Below are 15,147 nucleotides of genomic sequence, written 5' to 3'. Positions count from 1 at the left end.
TATCCATAAGCTGCCTGCTAAGGTTGGCAAGCCCGTCTTCGCAACGGATAATGCCCAGTTTTTCCACCCGCGCATCGATGCGCCGCCGCGCTTGCGGTCGAAAGAGAAGACCATGAAAGACACCATTCGCCAGCTGATCCAACAAGCCCTCACCCAACTCGTCAACGAAGGTGTGTTGCCTGAAGGCCTGTCGCCGGCGATCCAGGTGGAGAACGCACGTGACAAGACTCACGGCGACTTCGCCAGCAACATCGCGATGATGCTGGCCAAGCCTGCAGGCATGAAGCCACGCGATCTGGCGGAAAAAATCATCGCCGCGCTGCCGGCCGACGAGAACGTCACCAAGGCCGAAATCGCCGGCCCGGGCTTCATCAACTTCTTCCAGAACACCCAGGCCCTGGCCAACCGCCTCGACGCCGCCCTGGCCGACGCCCATGTTGGCGTGCGCAAGGCCGGCCCGGCGCAGCGCACCGTGGTCGACCTGTCGGCACCGAACCTGGCCAAAGAGATGCACGTCGGCCACTTGCGTTCGACCATCATTGGCGACGGCGTGGCGCGCGTTCTCGAATTCCTCGGCGACGAAGTGATCCGCCAGAACCACGTGGGCGACTGGGGTACCCAGTTCGGCATGCTGATGGCTTACCTGCAAGAAAACCCGATCACCAGCGACGAGCTGTCCGATCTGGAAAACTTCTACCGTGCCGCCAAGCAGCGTTTCGACGAGTCCGCAGAGTTCGCCGACCGCGCCCGTGGTCTGGTGGTCAAGTTGCAGGCCGGCGATGCCGAGTGCCTGGCGCTGTGGACCAAGTTCAAGGACATCTCGCTGTCGCACTGCCAGAAGATCTACGAACTGCTCAACGTCAAACTGACCATGGCCGATGTGATGGGCGAAAGTGCCTACAACGACGACCTGATCAACGTGGTCAACGACCTCAAGGCCGCTGGCATGCTGGTCGAGAGCAACGGCGCTCAGTGCGTGTTCCTCGACGAGTTCAAGAACGCCGATGGCGACCCGCTGCCGGTGATCATCGTCAAGGCTGACGGCGGTTACCTGTACGCCACCACCGACCTGGCGGCCGTGCGCTACCGCAGTGGCAAACTGAAAGCCGATCGCGCGCTGTACTTCGTCGACCAGCGTCAGGCCCTGCACTTCCAGCAAGTGTTCGCCGTGGCGCGCAAGGCCGGTTTCGTGACCCATCCGATGGAGATGGAGCACATGGGCTTCGGCACCATGAACGGCGCCGACGGCCGTCCGTTCAAGACCCGTGACGGCGGCACCGTGAAGCTGATCGATCTGCTGACCGAAGCGCAGGATCGCGCCTACAACCTGGTGAAAGAGAAGAACCCGACGCTTGCCGAAGACGAACTGCGCAACATCGCCAAGGTCGTCGGCATCGGTGCGGTGAAGTACGCCGACCTGTCGAAACACCGCGCCAGCGACTACAGCTTCAACTTCGACCTGATGCTGAACTTCGAAGGCAACACCGCGCCATACCTGCTGTACGCCTACACCCGCGTGGCCGGCGTGTTCCGTAAACTGGGCAAGGACTTCAGCGAAGTCGACGGCCAAATTGTCCTCGAAGCGGCGCACGAACAAGAGCTGGCAGCGAAGCTGGCGCAGTTCGGCGAAGTGCTGAACAACGTGTCCGACAAAGGCACCCCGCACATCCTTTGCACCTACCTGTACGACGTTGCCGGCCTGTTCTCCAGCTTCTACGAGAACTGCCCGATCCTCGCCGCCGAGACCCCGGCACAGATGCAGAGCCGTCTGCGCCTGGCCGCGCTGACCGGCCGCACCCTCAAGCAAGGCCTGGAGCTGTTGGGTCTGGAAACTCTGGAGCGTATGTAAGTTGGCTGCCAAGAAAAAACCTGCACCCAAGCGTGGCGCCAGCCGTTACCAAGCTCCTGCGAAGCAACCGATCCCGGGTTGGCTGTGGATGGCCATCGGCCTGACGGTCGGTGCTTTCATCGTGTTCCTGATGAAGCTGGAACCGGGCAAGGGCAGTGACACGGTCAAGCGTGAGAAGGTCGAACAACAGCAGAAAGCGTCGAAGATCGCCGAGGCCAACAAGACCCCGCCGAGCCCGACGCAACCGGTGAAGCCGAAGTACGACTTCTACACCCTGCTGCCTGAATCGGAAGTGATCGTGCCGCCGGACGCCGTGCCGGAGAAAACCCTGCCGACGCCGCAAGTGCCGAACATCCCGACCACGCCGGTGACCCCGGCGGAAGCGGCGAAGATCGACACCGCCCGCGCTCAGGCGGCATTGGCCGGGATTACCCCGCCGCCAGCGCCTCCTGTCAGCAAAGCGGCACCCGTGACCAAGTTCTTCCTCCAGGCCGGCTCTTTCCGCAAAGAGGCGGATGCAGATAAGGTCCGCGCGCAGATCATTCTGCTTGGCCAGGCCGTTTCGGTTGAGTCGGGCACAGTGAAGGACGAAACCTGGTACCGCGTACTGGTCGGCCCGTTCAGCAACCGCGAACAACTGACCACGGCGCAGAAACAACTGGCCGGCAGCGGTTTCAGCAACCTGTTGTTACAACAACGCCAGAGCCGCTGATTCCCGCACCGTGGGCGCCTCATTCCGAGGCTGCCCACAATCCCTGTGGTGAGGGGATTCATCCCCCGACCGGCTGCGCAGCAGTCGTAAATCCAGCCTTCGCGGTGTGTCAGTCCTACTGCAATTGCTGGATTCAGGGCCGCTTCGCGCGCCATCGGGGATAAATCCACTCGCCACAGTCATCACACACCATTCGTCTCCCATTGCCCCTGCCGGTTGAAATCCTCTCCACCACCCCCATATGAATGGGCATAAGGCATTTTCGCCCCGCAGTGTGGAGACTCTTCCCTTGACCACCATCGTTTCAGTCCGCCGCCACGGCAAAGTCGTCATGGGCGGCGACGGCCAGGTTTCTCTTGGCAACACCGTGATGAAAGGCAACGCGAAAAAAGTCCGTCGCCTGTACCACGGTCAGGTCATCGCCGGTTTTGCCGGTGCCACCGCCGACGCCTTCACCCTGTTCGAACGTTTCGAAGGCCAGCTTGAGAAACATCAGGGCCATCTGGTGCGCGCTGCCGTCGAACTCGCCAAAGAATGGCGCACCGACCGCTCGTTGAGCCGCCTCGAAGCCATGCTTGCGGTCGCCAACAAAGACGCCTCTTTGATCATTACCGGCAACGGTGACGTGGTCGAACCTGAAGATGGCCTGATCGCCATGGGTTCCGGCGGCGGCTACGCACAGGCAGCGGCCAGCGCACTGCTGAAGAAGACCGACCTGTCGGCCCGCGAAATCGTCGAAACCGCGCTCGGTATCGCCGGCGACATCTGTGTATTCACCAACCACACCCAGACCATTGAGGAGCAGGATCTCGCTGAATAAGCCTGACGCGGCCCTGTGCCACGGCTTGTTTCTGCTTGAGGACCGTCAACTACTATGTCCATGACTCCCCGCGAAATCGTCCACGAACTCAACCGCCATATCATCGGCCAGGACGATGCCAAACGCGCCGTCGCGATTGCCCTGCGCAACCGCTGGCGCCGGATGCAGCTGCCTGAAGAGCTGCGCGTTGAAGTGACCCCGAAAAACATCCTGATGATCGGCCCGACCGGTGTCGGTAAAACCGAGATCGCCCGTCGCCTGGCGAAACTGGCCAACGCACCGTTCATCAAGGTCGAAGCGACCAAGTTCACCGAAGTCGGCTATGTCGGACGTGATGTCGAATCGATCATCCGTGATCTGGCCGATGCCGCGATCAAGATGCTGCGCGAGCAGGAAATGACCAAGGTTCGCCACCGCGCCGAAGACGCTGCCGAAGACCGAATCCTCGACGCACTGCTGCCGCCGGCACGCATGGGCTTCAGCAACGAAGAAGCGCCAAGCTCGGATTCCAACACTCGCCAGCTGTTCCGCAAGCGCCTGCGCGAAGGTCAGCTGGATGACAAGGAAATCGAAATCGAAGTCGCCGAAATGGCCGGCATCGAGATCGCCACGCCGCCGGGCATGGAAGAGATGACCAACCAGCTGCAGAGCCTGTTTGCCAACATGGGCAAGGGCAAGAAGAAAGCTCGCAAGCTCAAGGTCAAAGAAGCGCTGAAGATGGTGCGCGACGAAGAAGCCGGGCGTCTGGTCAACGAAGAAGAGTTGAAGGCCAAGGCCCTGGAAGCCGTCGAGCAGCACGGTATCGTGTTCATCGACGAAATCGACAAGGTGGCCAAGCGTGGCAACGTCGGCGGCGCTGATGTGTCCCGTGAAGGCGTACAACGCGACCTGCTGCCGCTGATCGAAGGCTGCACCGTCAACACGAAACTGGGTATGGTCAAAACCGACCACATCCTGTTCATCGCTTCCGGCGCGTTCCACCTGAGCAAGCCGAGCGATCTGGTGCCGGAGCTGCAAGGCCGTCTGCCGATCCGCGTCGAACTCAAGGCTCTGAGCCCGGAAGACTTCGAACGCATCCTCAGCGAACCGCACGCCTCGCTCACGGAGCAGTACTGCGCGCTGCTGAAAACCGAAGGCCTGAATATCCAGTTCCAGCCCGAAGGTATCAAGCGCCTGGCGGAGATCGCCTGGCAGGTCAACGAGAAGACCGAGAACATCGGTGCCCGTCGCCTGCACACGCTGCTTGAGCGTCTGCTCGAAGAGGTGTCGTTCAGTGCCGGCGATCTGGCCAGTGCTCATGACGACAAGGCAATCCTGATCGACGCCGAGTACGTCAACAGCCACCTCGGCGAATTGGCGCAGAACGAAGACCTGTCCCGTTATATCCTGTAGGTCACCTTCTGTGTGAGCGGGCTTCTGTGGTGAGGGGATTTATCCCCGATGGGGCGCGAAGCGGCCCTTATCCCGTTGAATACGGTGTCTCAGACACACCGCATTCAACGGGTTTACGACTGCTTCGCAGCCGATCGGGGATAAATCCCCTCGCCACAAGGGTCCGCTGACACAGGGCCTCTTTTCAGACGGATGACTGGCCCCATGACCAACACAATCCCCACCGACATCAAACTGCACAAAGCCTCGAAAACCCTGACGCTCACCTACGCGTCCGGCGAGGAATTCACCCTGCCCGCCGAATTCCTGCGCGTGCATTCCCCCTCCGCCGAGGTCCAGGGCCACGGCAAGCCGATCCTGCAATTCGGCAAGCTCAACGTCGGCTTGACCAAACTGGAACCGGCCGGTCACTACGCACTGAAACTGACCTTCGACGACGGCCACGACAGCGGCCTGTTCACCTGGGACTATCTCTACGAACTGGGGCGACGTCATGACGCACTCTGGGCCGATTATTTGGCCGAGCTCAAAGCCGCCGGCAAAACTCGCGACCCGGACCAGTCGATCGTCAAGCTGATGCTCTAGCCCAAGTGTCTTGCTCTTTAGAGGGCATTTTCTAAATTCATCTGTTTGAATGCTCTGCTGCGTGGTCGAGGATCGGCCTGCTTGCGAAAAAAATTAAACTCGGGTAACCAATGGAGCTGGCAAGTTCCCTGCAGTGCTCTACGACTGTAAAGCAGCTATGCAGAATTAACGGTCACCCGAGCAGTAGTACCTGGCATTGGCTGTGGAACTGCACAGCAGAAAACCGGGTACTCGTCTCAGGACAATGGAGCGTCGTAGATGAGTAACAAGAATAACGATGACCTGAAGTACCAAGCCTCGGAAAACACCCTGGGGCTTAATCCCGTCGTTGGGCTGCGCGGAAAGGATCTGCTGGCCTCTGCTCGTATGGTGCTGAAACAGGCCATCAGACAACCTATTCATAGTGTCAAACACGTCACCCATTTCGGCCTTGAACTGAAGAACGTGCTGTTAGGCAAATCCGAACTGCAACCGGCCGGCGATGACCGTCGCTTCGCCGATCCCGCGTGGAGCCAGAACCCGCTCTACAAACGTTATCTGCAAACTTACCTGGCGTGGCGCAAGGAACTCCATTCCTGGATCGACGACAGCAGCCTTTCACCCAAAGACATCGCCCGCGGCCACTTCGTGATCAACCTGATGACCGAAGCCATGGCCCCGACCAACACGGCGGCCAACCCGGCGGCGGTCAAACGCTTCTTCGAGACCGGCGGCAAGAGCCTGCTCGACGGGCTCTCGCCCCTGGCCAAGGAACTGGTGCACAACGGCGGCATGCCGAGCCAGGTCAACATGGGCGCGTTCGAGGTCGGCAAGAGCCTGGGCGTGACCGAAGGCGCGGTGGTGTTTCGCAACGATGTGCTGGAGCTGATCCAATACAAGCCGATCACTGAGCAAGTCCACGAGCGCCCTCTGCTGGTGGTGCCGCCACAGATCAACAAGTTCTATGTATTCGACTTGAGCCCGGACAAGAGTCTGGCGCGTTTCTGCCTGCGCAATAACGTACAGACGTTCATCGTCAGCTGGCGCAACCCGACAAAGGCGCAGCGCGAGTGGGGCCTGTCGACGTACATCGATGCGCTCAAAGAGGCGGTCGATGTGGTCACCGCGATCACTGGCAGTAAAGACATCAACATGCTCGGCGCCTGCTCCGGCGGCATCACCTGCACCGCCCTGCTCGGCCATTACGCAGCGCTTGGCCAGAAGAAGGTCAATGCCCTCACGTTGCTGGTCAGCGTGCTCGATACCACGCTCGATAGCGATGTCGCGCTGTTCGTCGATGAGCAGACCCTTGAGACCGCCAAGCGCCACTCGTATCAGGCTGGTGTGCTCGAAGGCAAAGACATGGCCAAGGTCTTCGCGTGGATGCGCCCCAATGACCTGATCTGGAACTACTGGGTCAACAACTACCTGCTCGGCAACGAGCCGCCGGTGTTCGACATCCTGTTCTGGAACAACGACACCACAAGGTTGCCGGCCGCGTTCCACGGCGATCTGATCGAGATGTTCAAAAACAACCCACTGATCCGCCCCAATGCACTTGAAGTGTGCGGCACACCGATCGACCTCAAGCAAGTGACGGCGGACATCTTCTCGCTGGCCGGGACCAACGACCACATCACCCCGTGGAAGTCCTGCTACAAGTCGGCGCAGTTGTTCGGTGGCAAGGTGGAATTCGTGTTGTCGAGCAGCGGACATATCCAGAGCATTCTGAACCCGCCGGGCAACCCGAAATCGCGTTACATGACTGGCGAAGAAATGGCTGCCAATGCCAATGACTGGCAAGAGAACTCGACCAAGCACACCGATTCCTGGTGGCTGTACTGGCAGGCGTGGCAGGCCGAGCGTTCGGGCAACTTGAAAAAAGCCCCGACCAAACTGGGCAACAAGGCGTATGCGCCAGGTGAAGCATCGCCGGGCACTTATGTACATGAGCGGTAACTGACACATCTCGCTCTCAATGTAGGAGCTGCCGAGGGCAGCGCCTACATGAGGCGCGGTGAATTTAAATTCACAGGGCCTGAAGCATGCCGCAACCGTTCATCTTTCGCACCGTCGACCTGGATGGCCAGACCCTCCGCACGGCGGTACGCCCCGGCAAGCCTCACTTGACGCCCTTGCTGATTTTCAACGGCATCGGCGCCAACCTGGAGCTGGTGTTTCCGTTTGTCGCAGCGCTGGACCCGGATCTGGAAGTGATCGCCTTCGACGTGCCCGGTGTCGGTGGTTCCTCGACGCCGAACCGGCCGTATCGCTTTCCCGGCCTCGCCAAGCTGACTGCGCGGATGCTCGATTACCTCGACTACGGCCAGGTCAATGTGATTGGAGTGTCGTGGGGCGGCGCACTCGCGCAGCAATTTGCCTACGACTACCCCGAGCGCTGCAAGAAACTGGTGCTGGCCGCGACCGCAGCCGGTGCAGTGATGGTGCCGGGCAAGCCGAAAGTCCTGTGGATGATGGCCAGCCCCCGGCGCTACATTCAGCCGTCCCACGTGATCCGCATCGCACCGTTGATCTACGGCGGTTCGTTCCGCCGCGACCCGACCCTGGCCGCCAGCCATGCAGCGAAAGTGCGTTCGGCGGGCAAGCTCGGTTACTACTGGCAACTGTTCGCCGGCCTTGGCTGGACCAGCATTCACTGGCTGCACAAGATCAATCAACCGACGCTGGTGCTGGCCGGCGATGACGATCCGCTGATCCCGTTGATCAACATGCGCATGCTCGCCTGGCGGATTCCCAATGCTCAGCTGCACATCATCGACGACGGTCATCTGTTCCTGATTACCCGCGCCGAAGCGGTGGCGCCGATCATCATGAAATTCCTCGAAGAGGAGCGGCAGCGGGCGGTGATGCACCCGCACCCGTCACCGCTGGGCGGTTAACCACCGCGGCAGGCTTTATGCAGGGCTTTGAACAACATGCGCGGCAGGACGCCGCGCAGGCAACAAGCCACAACAGCGTCTATGGTGTTCTGGTTCGGTGAGTTTGTTTTTGGCCTGAAGACGAAGGAGTGTTGAGTCATGCGCGAAAAACCAGCGACGGGCGTGGTCCCCAGCCCCGCCGTGTTCATCAACGCACAAAGTGCGATCACCGGCTTGCGTGGTCGGGACCTGCTCTCGACCCTGCGCAGCGTCGCAGCCCATGGCCTGCGCAATCCGATCCACAGTGCCAGGCACGCCCTGAAACTTGGCGGCCAGCTCGGCCGAGTTCTGCTTGGCGAAACCCTGCACCCGACCAATCCACAGGACACTCGTTTTGCCGACCCGGCGTGGAGCCTGAATCCGTTTTACCGGCGCAGCCTGCAGGCCTATCTGGCATGGCAGAAACAGGTCAAAAGCTGGATCGACGACAGCGACATGAGCCCGGATGACCGCGCCCGGGCGCAGTTTGCCTTCACGCTGCTCAACGACGCCGTGGCGCCGTCCAACACCCTGCTCAACCCGCTGGCGATCAAGGAGTTGTTCAACTCCGGTGGCAACAGCCTAGTGCGCGGTCTTAGTCATTTGTTCGATGATTTGCTGCACAACGACGGTCTGCCACGGCAAGTCACCCGGCAGGCGTTCGAGGTCGGCAAGACCGTCGCTACCACCACCGGCTCGGTGGTGTTTCGCAACGAAATGCTGGAACTGATCCAGTACCGACCGATGAGCGAAAAGCAATACGCCAAGCCGCTGCTGGTGGTGCCACCGCAAATCAACAAGTACTACATTTTCGACCTCAGCCCGCAAAACAGCTTCGTCCAGTACGCCCTGAAGAACGGCTTGCAAACGTTCATGATCAGTTGGCGCAACCCTGATGTGCGCCATCGCGAATGGGGCCTGTCGACCTACGTCGATGCGGTGGAAGAAGCGATGAACGTGTGCAGGGCGATTACCGGCGCCCGTGAGATCAACCTGATGGGCGCCTGCGCCGGCGGCCTGACCATCGCCGCCCTGCAAGGGCATTTGCAAGCCAAGCGGCAGCTGCGGCGCATATCCAGTGCCACCTATCTGGTCAGCCTGCTCGACAGCGAGATCGACACCCCGGCCACACTGTTCGCCGATGAACAGACCCTGGAAGCCGCCAAGCGTCGTTCCTATCAGAAAGGCGTGCTGGATGGTCGCGACATGGCCAGGATCTTCGCCTGGATGCGCCCCAACGACTTGATCTGGAGCTACTTCGTCAACAACTACCTGTTGGGCAAAGAGCCGCCGGCCTTCGACATTCTTTACTGGAACAATGACAACACCCGGCTGCCCGCCGCGTTTCATGGCGACTTGCTGGACTTCTTCAAACATAACCCGCTGACCCATCCGGGCGGCCTCGAAGTCTGCGGCACGCCGATCGATCTGCAGAAAGTCACCGTCGACAGTTTCAGCGTCGCTGGCATGAACGACCACATCACGCCGTGGGACGCGGTGTATCGCTCGACCCTGCTGCTGGGTGGTGACAAGCGCTTCGTGCTGTCCAACAGCGGCCACGTGCAAAGCATCCTCAACCCGCCAAGCAACCCGAAAGCCGCTTACGTCGAGAACGGCAAGATGAGCAGCGACCCGCGCGCCTGGTACTACGACGGCAAACACGTCGACGGCAGTTGGTGGCCGCAGTGGCTGGAATGGATTCAGCAGCGCTCGGGCGCCCAGCACGAAACCCAGATGACCCTCGGCAACCCGAACTATCCACCGATGGAGGCAGCACCCGGTACTTACGTGCGTGTGCGCTGACGCTTAACCGAACTTTTCTAAGAAGACTGGATGAAAACCCGCGACCGGATTCTCGAATGTGCTCTGCAACTGTTCAATGAAAAGGGCGAACCGAACGTCTCCACCATGGAGGTTGCCAACGAAATGGGGATCAGCCCCGGCAACCTCTACTACCACTTCCACGGCAAGGAGCCGCTGATACTCGGGTTGTTCGAACGCTTCCAGAATGAACTCGCGCCGCTGCTCGATCCACCGCCGGATGTGGAATTGGCGCCGGAGGATTACTGGCTGTTTTTGCACCTGATCGTCGAGCGCCTCGCGCAGTACCGGTTCCTGTTTCAGGACTTGTCGAACCTGGCCGGACGCCTGCCGAAACTGGCGAAGGGGATTCGTCATCTGCTCAATGCATTGAAGCGCACGCTGGCGTCGTTGCTGGCGCGTTTGAAAGCGTCGGGGCAGTTGGTCAGCGATACCCAGGCACTGGGGCAACTGGTGGAGCAGATCACCATGACGCTGCTGTTTTCGCTGGACTATCAGCGCATTCTTGATCGGGAGGGTGAGGTCAGATTGGTGGTTTATCAGATCATGATGCTGGTGGCGCCGCATTTGTTGCCGCCGGTGAAGGTGGCGACGGAGCGGATGGCCCTGCAATACCTCGAAGATCACGAATGAAATCAAGAGCCCCTCACCCTAACCCTCTCCCAGAGGGAGAGGGGACTGACCTTATTGTCTTACGCGATACGGCGACCTGAAAAATCCAGTCGATTATGAATTCAATACGACACTTTCAGGTCGGTGTAAGGCTGAAGCATCCCCGAATCGGCCCCCTCTCCCTCGGGGAGAGGGCTGGGGTGAGGGTAAGCTTTTAAAAAGCACAAACAAAAACGCCCGACCTTCACAGGCCGGGCGTTTTGTTTTGCCCTGAAAAATCAGGACTGACTGGTTGGCGTCGACGGGGTCGATGCAGCAGTCGGAGTGGCCACCGGAGTCGGTGCCGCGGCGGAGTTTGACGCGCTCACCGGAGCTGCCGGGGTAGCAGGCTTGGCCGCGGGAGCTGCCGGTTTCGGCGCTGCGGCTTTCGGTGCGGCAGGTTTTTTCACTGCCGGTTTCTTCGCCGCAGCCGGTTTGGCCGCTGGCTTGGCAGCAGGTTTGGCGGCAGCGGTTTTCGCTGCTGGCTTGGCTGCTGGCTTCGCCGCGGTTTTAGCGGCGGGCTTCGCGGCTGCCTTGGCGGCTGCAACCGGCTTGGCCGCTGCTTTCGCAGCAGGTTTGGCGGCAGCAGTTTTTGCTACGGATTTAACTGCTGCTTTAGCCTTCGCCACCGGTTTGGCAGCCGCTTTGGCCAGTGGCTTGGCGGCTGTTTTGGCTGCCGGTTTTGCCGCCGCAGTTTTAGCTGCTGGCTTGGCCGTAGCGGTTTTCGCGACAGGACGGGCCTTCTCGCCAGTCAGTTTTTCGATCTGCTTGGTCAAGGTTTCCACCTTGCTGTGCAGCGCTTTGACTTCATTGCGGCTCGGTACGCCCAAGCGCGAAATCGCGCTGTTCAGACGCTTGTCGAAAGCCCCTTCCAGCTCATCCCACTTGCCCAGCGCGCGATCTTTCACGCCGCTGATGCGCGACTTGGCCGAGGAAGCGGAATCCTTGGCGGCATCGACTTTTTTGCCGACTGCCGACTTGGTGAGCTTCTCGGCTTTCTCGCCGTCTTTGACCAATGTATCGAAGAGCTTGCTGCCGTCAGTGTCGATCTTCGAGTACACGCCTAAACCAGCCAGCCAGATTTTGCGGGAGTAGTCTTCGACTTTCCCAATCCACGAGCTGCCTTCTTTATCGGTGTTCTTTTTACCAGCCATCCCGTTCTCCTTAAGATTTACGCGCGACGCGTTCGAGCAATGCCGTCAGCTCATCGAGCTTAGCAGAGAGTGTCTCAACGTCATGTTTAGACGGAATGCCGATACGATTCAAGGCGCTTGCTACGCGGCTGTCGAACGCCTTCTCGACCTTGTCGAGTTGAACTTCGACACGGCCTTTGAAAGAACTGACTTCGTCACGGGCTTCATCGATCTCGGCGTTGGCCGCTTCGAGTTTTTCGGTGACGACTTTTTTGCCTTTCTTTTCAACAGCTTGACCAGCCTTGATCAACTCTTGAAAGTAGTCACTACCCTCTTGGCCGACCTTGGCGTAGGCACCCAGGCCTGCCAGCCAGATCTTGCGGGCATAAGATTTGACGTCGCTCAGAGCGGTTGTCGAAGCGTCGATTTTTTTCTTCAAAATAACTTTGGCCATGGTGCACCTCACGCGCAGAAGGTTTGAGGAACTGCCCGCGAAAGTGTCGGGCTCTGGCACAAAGTAGGTAGAAAAATTAGAAACGGCACCCTAACAACTGACATAAATAGCAGGGGCACCACAGAACAAATGTGGGAGCGAGCCTGCTCGCGAATACGGTCTAACCGTCAATATTCGAGTCGACTGACACACCGCTTTCGCGAGCAGGCTCGCTCCCACAGGGGATCTCGGGTTACCGAAAAATCGCGATCAGACCAGCGCCTTGTCCAACGCCTTCTCGATCTCGGCTTTGATCATGCCGCTCATGGCCGACATCATCAGGCCCAGTTCCACGTCGACCTTGATCGAATCGTCAGCCACATGCACCGCGCCTTTAACGCCCGAACGCTTGAGGTTCAGGGTGTCGCCCGACCACTGCGGCTCCAGGCCGTATTGCTCGGACAGTTTCTGCGCCAGCTTGTCGGCCTTCTCGCGGGCAGCTTCCTTGCCCAGGCTATGGGCACGTTCAACACTAATACGGGCCATCGAATGACTCCTGACTTATGAATGTTCATCGGTAAATCTTGACCGCGTCTGCGGCAAATCGTCCCGAAGGTTGTCCATCTTACCTTTAGCCATTCCAAGACAAAGCATGGCTTGGGGATTAGAATGTCGCGCATTCTCTTTTGGTGACAGCGATATGACTGATCAGCGCAAAGGCAGCGATGCCGAACCCACCACTCACATCGGCTTCAAAGACGTTCCGGAAAGCCAGAAAGCGGAAAAAGTCGCTGAGGTGTTCCACTCCGTAGCCGCCAAGTACGACCTGATGAACGACCTTCTGTCGGGCGGCATGCACCGCTTGTGGAAGCGTTTCGCGATCGAACTGTCGGGCGTGCGCAGCGGCAATCGCGTTCTGGACATTGCCGGCGGCACTGGTGACCTGACCAAAAAATTCTCCCATCTGGTAGGCCCTACCGGTCAGGTGGTATTGGCCGACATCAACGAATCCATGCTCAAGGTCGGCCGCGACCGCCTGCTGGATCTGGGTGTGGCCGGCAACGTCGAATTCGTTCAGGCAGACGCTGAAAAACTGCCGTTCCCGGACAACCATTTCGACTGCGTGACCATCGCTTTCGGCCTGCGCAACGTGACGCACAAGGAAGACGCCCTGCGCTCGATGCTGCGCGTGCTCAAGCCCGGCGGTCGCTTGCTGGTGCTGGAATTCTCCAAGCCAACCAACGCGCTGATGTCCAAAGCCTACGACGCCTACTCGTTCGCCTTCATGCCGCTGATGGGCAAACTGATCACCAATGACTCGGAAAGCTATCGCTACCTGGCCGAATCGATCCGCATGCACCCGAATCAGGAAACCCTGAAGTCGATGATGGTCGACGCCGGTGTCGACCGCGTGACCTATCACAACATGACCGCAGGCATCGTCGCCCTGCACCGCGGCATCAAGCCCTGATGCTGCTCACCGGGCTGCTCGCCAGCGTCGAACTCGGCCTCAACCGGGTGCTGCGTCTCGACAGCACGGCGCTGCCGCGGCTAGCGCATCTGACCGGCAAGGTGATTGCCATCGACTGCCGTAGCCCGGCGCTGCAACTGTTCATTCTGCCGAGCGATGAAGGTTTGATGCTCGCGTCCCACTGGGAAACCGGTGTCGACTGCACCCTGCGCGCCCCGGCTTCGAGCCTGTTAAAACTGGCCCTGAGCAAAGACAAGACAGCGGTGCTGCACGCCCCGGAAGTCGAGCTCGACGGCGACAGCGGCGTGCTGCTGGAACTGGCCGGTGTGCTGCAGGATCTGGAGCTGGACTGGGAGTACGAACTCTCGCGCTGGCTGGGACCTGTCGCCACGCAACTGGTTGGCGGTCATTTGCGCAGCCGCGCACGCTGGTATCAACAAGGATTTGCCAGCCTCAACCAGAATCTTGCCGAATACCTCGCCGAAGAATCGCGCACCCTCGTCGGGCAGCGCGAAGCCGAAGCGCGGTTCAGCGAACTGGACCGGATCAAACTTGATCTGGAACGTCTCGAGGCGCGTTTCGAGCGCCTTTCCCGATCCCTCGACCCAAGCGATAACGCATGAAGCTGCTTGCCGTCCGCCGTCTGTTGCGCATCCAGCGCGTCGTGATCCGCTACCGTCTCGATGACCTGCTGTTCGATCTGCCGCTGCCCTGGTTCCTGCTGGCGCTGCGTTATGTGCTGCCGTGGCGCTGGTTCCCGCGCAAGCCGCTGGACCTGAGCCGTGGCGCGCGCCTGCGCCTGGCATTACAGGATCTGGGGCCGATCTTCATCAAGTTCGGGCAGATTCTCTCGACCCGCCGCGACTTGCTGCCGGAAGACATCGCCGATGAGCTGATGCTGTTGCAGGATCGTGTACCGCCGTTCGATTCGCAGCTGTCGATCAAGCTGATCGAAGAGCAGCTGGGCAAGAAAATCAGCGAAGTGTTCAGCCGATTCGATGTTCAACCGCTGGCCTCGGCCTCGGTGGCGCAGGTGCACGCCGCGCAGTTGAAAACCGGCGAAGAAGTGGTGGTGAAGGTGATCCGCCCGGGTCTGAAGCCAATCATCGCTCAGGATCTGGCGTGGCTGTTCATCCTCGCCCGCGCTGCCGAAAAGGTCTCGGCCGATGCACGCTTGCTGCACCCGGTGGACGTGGTGCAGGACTACGAAAAAACCATTTACGACGAGCTCGATTTGCTGCGCGAGGCGGCCAACGCCAGCCAGTTGAAGCGCAACTTCGAAGGCTCACCGCTGCTCTATGTGCCGCAAGTCTATTGGGACTGGTGCCGGCCGAAAGTGCTGGTGATGGAGCGCATCTACGGCATTCAGGTGACCGATCTGGC

15 protein-coding genes are annotated in these 15,147 nt (G+C 59.9%); 12 read left to right on the top strand and 3 right to left on the bottom strand.

All coding sequences use genetic code 11. The features are described from left to right. Positions 1-112 precede the first annotated feature (112 nt). The 9 genes from argS to ACIOVB_RS23200 all read left to right on the top strand — a co-directional run bounded on the left by argS (position 113) and on the right by ACIOVB_RS23200 (position 10,709). Positions 113-1,849, top strand: coding sequence for an arginine--tRNA ligase (gene argS / locus ACIOVB_RS23240; RefSeq protein WP_401271767.1), 1,737 nt, complete (start codon positions 113-115; stop codon positions 1,847-1,849). Between the two features lies 1 nt (position 1,850). Next, entirely contained in the window at positions 1,851-2,561 is a 711-nt protein-coding gene (locus ACIOVB_RS23235) for an SPOR domain-containing protein (RefSeq protein ID WP_187679594.1), read from the top strand. Positions 2,562-2,850: 289 nt separating this feature from the next. Continuing rightward, entirely contained in the window at positions 2,851-3,381 is a 531-nt protein-coding gene (gene hslV, locus ACIOVB_RS23230) for an ATP-dependent protease subunit HslV (protein ID WP_016984593.1), read from the top strand. Positions 3,382-3,435: 54 nt separating this feature from the next. After that, positions 3,436-4,773, top strand: coding sequence for an ATP-dependent protease ATPase subunit HslU (gene hslU, locus ACIOVB_RS23225; RefSeq protein ID WP_401271765.1), 1,338 nt, complete (start codon positions 3,436-3,438; stop codon positions 4,771-4,773). Between the two features lie 204 nt (positions 4,774-4,977). Next, the gene (locus ACIOVB_RS23220; protein ID WP_401271763.1) at positions 4,978-5,358 is read left to right on the top strand and encodes a gamma-butyrobetaine hydroxylase-like domain-containing protein; all 381 of its coding nucleotides are present in this window, start codon (positions 4,978-4,980) and stop codon (positions 5,356-5,358) included. A 258-nt stretch (positions 5,359-5,616) separates the two neighbouring features. Next, positions 5,617-7,296 carry a class II poly(R)-hydroxyalkanoic acid synthase gene (phaC, locus tag ACIOVB_RS23215; protein WP_401271760.1) on the top strand — a complete coding sequence of 560 codons (1,680 nt, stop codon included), beginning with the start codon at positions 5,617-5,619 and terminating at the stop codon, positions 7,294-7,296. Between the two features lie 86 nt (positions 7,297-7,382). Further along, on the top strand, positions 7,383-8,237 hold the full coding sequence (phaZ, locus tag ACIOVB_RS23210; protein WP_187679590.1) for a poly(3-hydroxyalkanoate) depolymerase: 855 nt from the start codon (positions 7,383-7,385) through the stop codon (positions 8,235-8,237). Positions 8,238-8,375: 138 nt separating this feature from the next. Continuing rightward, positions 8,376-10,058 carry a class II poly(R)-hydroxyalkanoic acid synthase gene (gene phaC, locus ACIOVB_RS23205; RefSeq protein WP_401271758.1) on the top strand — a complete coding sequence of 561 codons (1,683 nt, stop codon included), beginning with the start codon at positions 8,376-8,378 and terminating at the stop codon, positions 10,056-10,058. Positions 10,059-10,088: 30 nt separating this feature from the next. Continuing rightward, entirely contained in the window at positions 10,089-10,709 is a 621-nt protein-coding gene (locus tag ACIOVB_RS23200) for a TetR/AcrR family transcriptional regulator (RefSeq protein WP_187679588.1), read from the top strand. Positions 10,710-10,966: 257 nt separating this feature from the next. Here the strand turns inward: ACIOVB_RS23200 and ACIOVB_RS23195 are convergent, their stop codons facing one another. From ACIOVB_RS23195 to ACIOVB_RS23185, 3 genes are all read right to left on the bottom strand, one after another. Continuing rightward, positions 10,967-11,881, bottom strand: a complete 915-nt coding sequence (locus ACIOVB_RS23195) for a phasin family protein (protein ID WP_401271755.1) — start codon at positions 11,879-11,881, stop codon at positions 10,967-10,969. A gap of 10 nt (positions 11,882-11,891) precedes the next feature. Then, the gene (locus ACIOVB_RS23190; RefSeq protein WP_401271753.1) at positions 11,892-12,314 is read right to left on the bottom strand and encodes a phasin family protein; all 423 of its coding nucleotides are present in this window, start codon (positions 12,312-12,314) and stop codon (positions 11,892-11,894) included. A 249-nt stretch (positions 12,315-12,563) separates the two neighbouring features. After that, positions 12,564-12,839, bottom strand: coding sequence for a polyhydroxyalkanoic acid system family protein (locus ACIOVB_RS23185; protein ID WP_187679585.1), 276 nt, complete (start codon positions 12,837-12,839; stop codon positions 12,564-12,566). A gap of 154 nt (positions 12,840-12,993) precedes the next feature. Here ACIOVB_RS23185 and ubiE point away from each other — a divergent pair, with 154 nt between their 5' ends. The 3 genes from ubiE to ACIOVB_RS23170 all read left to right on the top strand — a co-directional run. Continuing rightward, entirely contained in the window at positions 12,994-13,764 is a 771-nt protein-coding gene (gene ubiE / locus ACIOVB_RS23180; RefSeq protein WP_401271751.1) for a bifunctional demethylmenaquinone methyltransferase/2-methoxy-6-polyprenyl-1,4-benzoquinol methylase UbiE, read from the top strand. Next, positions 13,764-14,387: an SCP2 domain-containing protein gene (locus tag ACIOVB_RS23175; protein ID WP_187679583.1), complete on the top strand. Its 624-nt coding sequence runs from the start codon at positions 13,764-13,766 to the stop codon at positions 14,385-14,387. The genes ubiE and ACIOVB_RS23175 overlap by 1 nt, the downstream gene beginning before the upstream one ends. Continuing rightward, on the top strand, positions 14,384-15,147 hold a 764-nt coding region (locus tag ACIOVB_RS23170), incomplete at its 3' end, for an AarF/UbiB family protein (protein ID WP_401271749.1). The genes ACIOVB_RS23175 and ACIOVB_RS23170, both read left to right, overlap by 4 nt.

This window comes from Pseudomonas sp. NPDC087639 (genome assembly GCF_044743385.1).
Lineage (GTDB): Bacteria > Pseudomonadota > Gammaproteobacteria > Pseudomonadales > Pseudomonadaceae > Aquipseudomonas.
This window is presented reverse-complemented; position numbering and strand designations above follow the sequence as displayed.

Bases quoted from the DNA above. Each gene is read 5' to 3' on its own strand.
- ACIOVB_RS23220 (WP_401271763.1), top strand. From the start codon at position 4,978: ATGACCAACACAATCCCCACCGACATCAAACTGCACAAAGCCTCGAAA.
- ACIOVB_RS23195 (WP_401271755.1), bottom strand. From the start codon at position 11,881: ATGGCTGGTAAAAAGAACACCGATAAAGAAGGCAGCTCGTGGATTGGG.
- ACIOVB_RS23175 (WP_187679583.1), top strand. From the start codon at position 13,764: ATGCTGCTCACCGGGCTGCTCGCCAGCGTCGAACTCGGCCTCAACCGG.
- argS (WP_401271767.1), top strand. From the start codon at position 113: ATGAAAGACACCATTCGCCAGCTGATCCAACAAGCCCTCACCCAACTC.
- ubiE (WP_401271751.1), top strand. From the start codon at position 12,994: ATGACTGATCAGCGCAAAGGCAGCGATGCCGAACCCACCACTCACATC.
- phaZ (WP_187679590.1), top strand. From the start codon at position 7,383: ATGCCGCAACCGTTCATCTTTCGCACCGTCGACCTGGATGGCCAGACC.
- phaC (WP_401271758.1), top strand. From the start codon at position 8,376: ATGCGCGAAAAACCAGCGACGGGCGTGGTCCCCAGCCCCGCCGTGTTC.
- ACIOVB_RS23200 (WP_187679588.1), top strand. From the start codon at position 10,089: ATGAAAACCCGCGACCGGATTCTCGAATGTGCTCTGCAACTGTTCAAT.
- ACIOVB_RS23190 (WP_401271753.1), bottom strand. From the start codon at position 12,314: ATGGCCAAAGTTATTTTGAAGAAAAAAATCGACGCTTCGACAACCGCT.
- ACIOVB_RS23185 (WP_187679585.1), bottom strand. From the start codon at position 12,839: ATGGCCCGTATTAGTGTTGAACGTGCCCATAGCCTGGGCAAGGAAGCT.
- phaC (WP_401271760.1), top strand. From the start codon at position 5,617: ATGAGTAACAAGAATAACGATGACCTGAAGTACCAAGCCTCGGAAAAC.
- hslU (WP_401271765.1), top strand. From the start codon at position 3,436: ATGTCCATGACTCCCCGCGAAATCGTCCACGAACTCAACCGCCATATC.